The organism is Rhodoferax sp. (assembly GCF_028689305.1).
Lineage (GTDB): Bacteria > Pseudomonadota > Gammaproteobacteria > Burkholderiales > Burkholderiaceae_C > Rhodoferax.
Window position 1 is genome coordinate 15802 of the sequence record NZ_JAQTWM010000069.1, and the last position, 5267, is coordinate 21068.

General features: G+C 56.1%; 6 protein-coding genes and 1 tRNA gene. All 7 read left to right on the forward strand.

Going from position 1 to position 5267, the window contains the following annotated elements:
* Positions 1 to 79 precede the first annotated feature (79 nt).
* Entirely contained in the window at positions 80 to 841 is a 762-nt protein-coding gene (locus tag PHW99_RS13490) for a glycosyltransferase family 2 protein (RefSeq protein WP_300178427.1), read from the forward strand.
* Positions 838 to 1695 (forward strand): glycosyltransferase, encoded by an 858-nt coding sequence (locus tag PHW99_RS13495; protein WP_300178430.1) that lies wholly within the window; start codon positions 838 to 840, stop codon positions 1693 to 1695. Before PHW99_RS13490 ends, PHW99_RS13495 begins: the two co-directional genes overlap by 4 nt.
* A 30-nt stretch (positions 1696 to 1725) precedes the next feature.
* Positions 1726 to 3000 carry a Tol-Pal system beta propeller repeat protein TolB gene (gene tolB / locus PHW99_RS13500; RefSeq protein ID WP_300178432.1) on the forward strand — a complete coding sequence of 425 codons (1275 nt, stop codon included), beginning with the start codon at positions 1726 to 1728 and terminating at the stop codon, positions 2998 to 3000.
* Positions 3001 to 3022: 22 nt separating this feature from the next.
* A complete protein-coding gene (gene pal, locus PHW99_RS13505; protein WP_300178435.1) occupies positions 3023 to 3556 on the forward strand; it encodes a peptidoglycan-associated lipoprotein Pal in 534 nt (177 codons plus the stop codon).
* A gap of 29 nt (positions 3557 to 3585) precedes the next feature.
* A complete protein-coding gene (ybgF, locus tag PHW99_RS13510; RefSeq protein ID WP_300178442.1) occupies positions 3586 to 4344 on the forward strand; it encodes a tol-pal system protein YbgF in 759 nt (252 codons plus the stop codon).
* Positions 4345 to 4377: 33 nt separating this feature from the next.
* On the forward strand, positions 4378 to 5133 hold the full coding sequence (locus PHW99_RS13515; protein ID WP_300178437.1) for a tRNA threonylcarbamoyladenosine dehydratase: 756 nt from the start codon (positions 4378 to 4380) through the stop codon (positions 5131 to 5133).
* 58 nt (positions 5134 to 5191) lie between these two features.
* Positions 5192 to 5267: transfer RNA gene (locus PHW99_RS13520), tRNA-Lys, on the forward strand.

The window sequence follows — 5267 nt, forward strand, 5'->3', positions numbered from 1 at the left end:
GGGGTTGCGACTTTACCTTAAGGCCTGGTGAGGCCCGGGCGTCAACTATGATGCGGTCTGAGTTTCTTGAGCCGCCTTCATGTCACTTTCCGTCATCATCATCACCCGCAACGAAGCGGCCAATATCCGCGACTGTTTGCGCGGTCTGGACTTTGCCAACGAGGTGATTGTGCTGGACTATGCCAGCACGGACGGTACTGCCGAGATGGCCCGGTCTTTGGGGGCGACGGTGCACGTGACGCAGGACTGGCCCGGTTTTGGCCCGCAGAAGAACAGGGTGCTGGCAATGGCGCAGGGAGACTGGGTGTTGTCATTGGACGCGGATGAACGTGTCCCCACTGATTTGCGTGAGGAAATCCTGGCGGCAATCAGTAGAGAAGACGCAGCGGCTGCTTATGAGTTGCCCCGTTTGTCGAGTTATTGCGGGCAGTTCATCCGGCACTCGGGCTGGAGTCCTGACTATGTTCTGCGCCTTTTCCGCCGTGGCCAGGCTCGTTTTTCGGATGATCTGGTGCATGAAAAAGTCCTTGCCACGGGGCGTGTCGGCCAGCTGAAAACCCCCTTGCTGCATTTGAGCTTCCCGGATTTTGAATCGGTGCTGGACAAGATGAACCGCTACTCCTCGGCGGGAGCCCAGAGCATGGCGCGGCGTGGTGTCCAGAGCAGCCTGCTGGCGGCCTTGGGCCACGGGCTGTGGGCCTTTATCCGGACCTATGTGATCCGTCGCGGTTTTCTGGACGGCCAGCTGGGGTTGGCCTTGGCGATCTCTAATGCCGAGGGCACCTATTACCGTTATGCCAAACGCTGGTTGACGGCACGCCAACGGGATGCTCAGTCATGACCGGGACCGGCATCAAGACGTCGTTTGTGATACTGACCTACAACCGCGCTGACGCTTTGCTGAAAGTGCTTGAAGCTCTGGCGCCGCAATGTGGTCCTGGTCACGAGGTCATCATTGCCGATGATGGTTCGACCGCAGCCAGCAGGGAAGCCTGGACCAAACACCTGCCGGCGTTTGCCTGTCCGGTGGTCCATGTCTGGCATCCTGATACAGGGTTCACCGCCTCCCGGGCACGTAATCTGGGTGCCATGGCCAGTCGGGGGCGTTATCTGGTGTTTCTGGACGGGGACTGTATTCCGAGTGCCCGGTTTGTCCAGGCACACGAAGCGCTGGCCAGGGAGGGCTGCTTTGTCAACGGTAACCGAGTGCTGCTGAGTGAAAGTCTGACCGGGCAGGTATTGGCAGGGCAGGCCGATGTCGGCAAGGCCAACTGGATCGACTGGCTGAAATGGCGGCTTAGCGGTGACGTCAACAAGCTCGCCCATCTGTGGTATTGGCCAGGCGCGCCGTTCAGGGTGCAAACGCACTTTCACTGGAAAAAAATCCGGAGTTGCAACTTCGCGCTCTGGAAAAAGGACTTTGAGAAAGTGAACGGATTTGATGAACTTTTTGAAGGCTGGGGACACGAAGATGCAGATCTGGTGCTTCGGCTTCATCATGCCGGGCTTTGCCGGATCAATGGTTACCTGGGCACAGAGGTTTATCATTTGTGGCATCGGCAAAACAGTCGGCACGGAGAAAACATCAACTACAAGCGCGTGATGGAGCGGGTGCAGTCGGGTCTGGTACCTGCTGTGGTCGGACTGCGAGAGAACCATTCCAGTGATGATGTGGTGTCCACTTTCTTGAATTGATTCAGATTTATATCCAGGCAAACTCAACCCATGATTCGTCTTTTTTTTGCGTTTTACCTGTCACTTTTCCTGGCAGGCTTTTCCGGTTCATCCTGGGCACAGTTCCGGGTGGAGGTGTCGGGTGTCGGCCTGACGCAGATGCCGATCAGCATTGCGCCCTTTCGGGGGCAGGCCGCTTCCAGCCAGAAGATTTCTGACATTGTTCAGGCCGATCTGGAGCGTAGCGGGCAATTTCGCGCAGTGAGTGCTGCCAGCAGTGCGCTGGATGAGCTGTCTCTGCCGGACTTGTCCGTGTTCCGCCAAGCCGGGTCGGATGCACTGGTTTCAGGCAGTGTGTCCAAACTGGCAGACGGTCGGTTTGATGTGCGGTTTCGCGTGTGGGATGTGGTGAAAGGGCAGGATCTGGGTGGCCAGAGTTATGCGGTGGCGGAAGGAGATCTGCGTCTGGCGGCGCACCGGGTTGCCGACTACGTTTACGAGAAGTTGACCGGCGACAAAGGGGCCTTTTCGACCCGTATTGCCTATGTGACCAAAGCTGGCCAGCGGTATCAGTTGTGGGTGGCTGATGCCGATGGGGAAAATGCCCAATCTGCATTGGCCAGCCCGGAGTCCATCATTTCTCCGGCTTGGTCACCGGACGGCAACCAGCTGGCCTACGTTTCTTTCGAATCCCGCAAACCGGTGGTTTACGTGCATAACGTGAGCTCGGGTAAGCGACGTCTCATCGCCAACTTCAAGGGGTCCAACAGTGCACCAGCGTGGTCGCCCGATGGCAAGACCCTGGCTGTTACCCTGAGTCGTGATGGTGGCTCACAACTCTTTTTGATGAGCGCTTCAGGTGGCGAGCCCCGTCGACTGGTTCAGTCCGGCGGCATTGACACCGAACCCGTGTTTGCACCGGATGGTCAAAGCCTTTATTTTGTGAGTGACCGTGGTGGCTCTCCGCAGATTTACAAGGTGGCTGTTTCCGGGCAGGGTGTTGAGCGGGTGACATTCACAGGCACTTACAACATTTCTCCGGCCATCAGTTCAGATGGTCGCTGGATGGCTTATATTTCCCGCGTGGGCGGCGCGTTCAAGTTGCATCTCATGGACCTTCAAAGTGGTAGTGTCAGGGCGGTGACCGATACTTCCGCAGATGAAAGTCCGAGTTTTGCACCGAACAGCAAACTGGTGGTCTACGCAACCCAGTCACAGGGGCGGGAGGCATTGATGATCACCACGCTGGACGGCAAGGTCAAGGCACGGCTGAATAGTCAAAATGGTGATATTCGTGAGCCTCATTGGGGCCCTTTCTCGAAGTAATGATTTCAAGGAGTAGCAGTTAATGAAAAATCTGGCGTGGTTTCTTGTGGTGGGGGTGTGGTTGGTTGGGTGTGGTTCGACCGTGCCGCTCAGTGATGTGCCGGTGACCGATGCAACAGCCAAGCCAGTGACGGGCGCAGGCGGCACCGAGGGCACTGGTTCTGGTGTCCAACCGGGTGGGGTCACGCCTGTGAACCTGGATGGTGCTGGATCTGCAGCCAATGCCGCATCCGCGCAACGCGTGATTTATTTTGATTTCGACAGTTTTGTGATCAAACCGGAGTACCAGTCTTTGGTGGCGGAGCAGGCGCGTCTGATCAAGGGGCAGGCCAACCGCAAAGTGGCGGTCGAAGGTCATGCTGATGAAACCGGTGGACGTGAATACAACCTGGCCTTGGGGCAAAAACGTGCTGATGCCGTTGTGAATGCCCTGACTATTCTGGGTGTCTCCAAAAGCCAGTTGGAGGCGGTCAGTTTTGGCAAGGAGAAGCCCGCTGTGGCCGGCCACGACGAATCTGCCTATGCCAAGAATCGTCGTGCTGAAATCCGGTATTGATGAAGCCGTCCATGTCAGTGCGTAGCTACATGTTGCGGACCCCGCTGGTTTTTCTGGCGGGTCTGACGGTTGTCACCAGTTTGCAGGCGGCCTTGTTTGAGGATGACGAAGCACGCAAGGCCATTTTGGATTTGCGTCAACGTGTCGAGACACTTCGAAACGAGGCTGATCAGAGGCAGAAGACTGCCGCTGCAGAGGGGGCTGGATACGGGAAAGGGTTGCTTGACCTGCAGCAGCAGATCGAGTTGTTACGTGCCGAAATTGCCACCCTGCGTGGCACCAATGAACAGCTTGCCAGGGATCTGGCCAATTTGCAGACGCGCCAGAAGGACCAGGCGCAGACAATGACTGAGCGGCTGGCGCGGCTGGAACCAATCAAAGTGAGTGTTGATGGGCAGGATTTCATGGTCGATCCTGTGGAAAAACGGGACTACGAATCCGCGTTGACAGTATTCCGCAAGGGAGATTTCCTGGCCGCACAGAATCTTTTTGTGGGTTTCCTGGCACGTTATCCCGCCAGTGGTTATGCGGTGCCGGCGTTGTTCTGGCTGGGAAATGCGCAATATGCGACCCGGGATTACAAAGAAGCGGTGATCAATTTCAAGGCATTGATTGCTCGCAATCCGGAACACATGCGCGCGCCGGAAGCCGTGCTCTCGGTGGCCAATTGCCAGTTGGAACTCAAAGATGCCAAAGGGGCGCGTAAGACCTTGACGGATTTGATCAAGGCCTATCCGCAGTCAGAAGCGGCTGTTGCAGCCAAAGAACGTTTGGCTACCCTGAAATAGCTTTCCCTTGACCTTTCCCTCCGGTTTTCGCCCATGACAGAAGATCGCCGATTTGGCGGAATAGAGCGCCTGTACGGACTTCAAGGTGCACAGCAAATCAGACAAGCCCACGTTGTTGTGGTTGGTGTGGGTGGCGTTGGTTCATGGGCAGCAGAATCGTTGGCACGTAGCGGTGTCGGCAAACTCACCCTGATTGACCTGGATCACGTGGCTGAATCCAACATCAACCGGCAGATTCATGCCACGGAGGCGAGTTTGGGACAGGCCAAGGTGTTGGCCATGCGAGAGCGGATCCATACGTTCTTTCCCCAATGTGACATCCATGGTGTGGAGGAGTTTGCCAGTTCTTCGAACTGGGCTGAATTGTTACCCGTTGGCGTGGATGCTGTGATTGATGCTTGTGACCAGAGCCAGGTTAAAACTTTCCTGTCGCATTGGGCTCTCAGGACAGGCACCATTTTTATTGCCTCTGGTGCTGCAGGTGGAAAGCGGCATGCACAACTTGTGAGTGTGGATGATCTGTCTCGTGTTACTCATGACCCCTTGCTGTCCAAGATGCGGTATCGGCTGCGCAAGGAGTTTGGCGCGCCCCGCGGAGAAAGAGCCATGGGAGTAACGTGCGTCTTCAGCCGTGAAGAGGTTGCACCGCCAGATGCTTCCTGCAACATCACCAGCGACGGCTCGCTGAATTGCCACGGGTTTGGCTCGGTGGTGGCAGTTACCGCAACGTTTGGACATTGCGCAGCCGGTTATGTTTTGAATTGTTTGGCAACGAGAAATTTGAAATAGTGCCAAAAAATTGTTTATAATTTAAGGCTTGGAACAATCCTGCTTCAGAGCAAGATTTGGGATGTTAGCTCAGTTGGTAGAGCAGCGGACTTTTAATCCGTTTGTCGTGGGTTCGACCCCCGCACATCCCACCA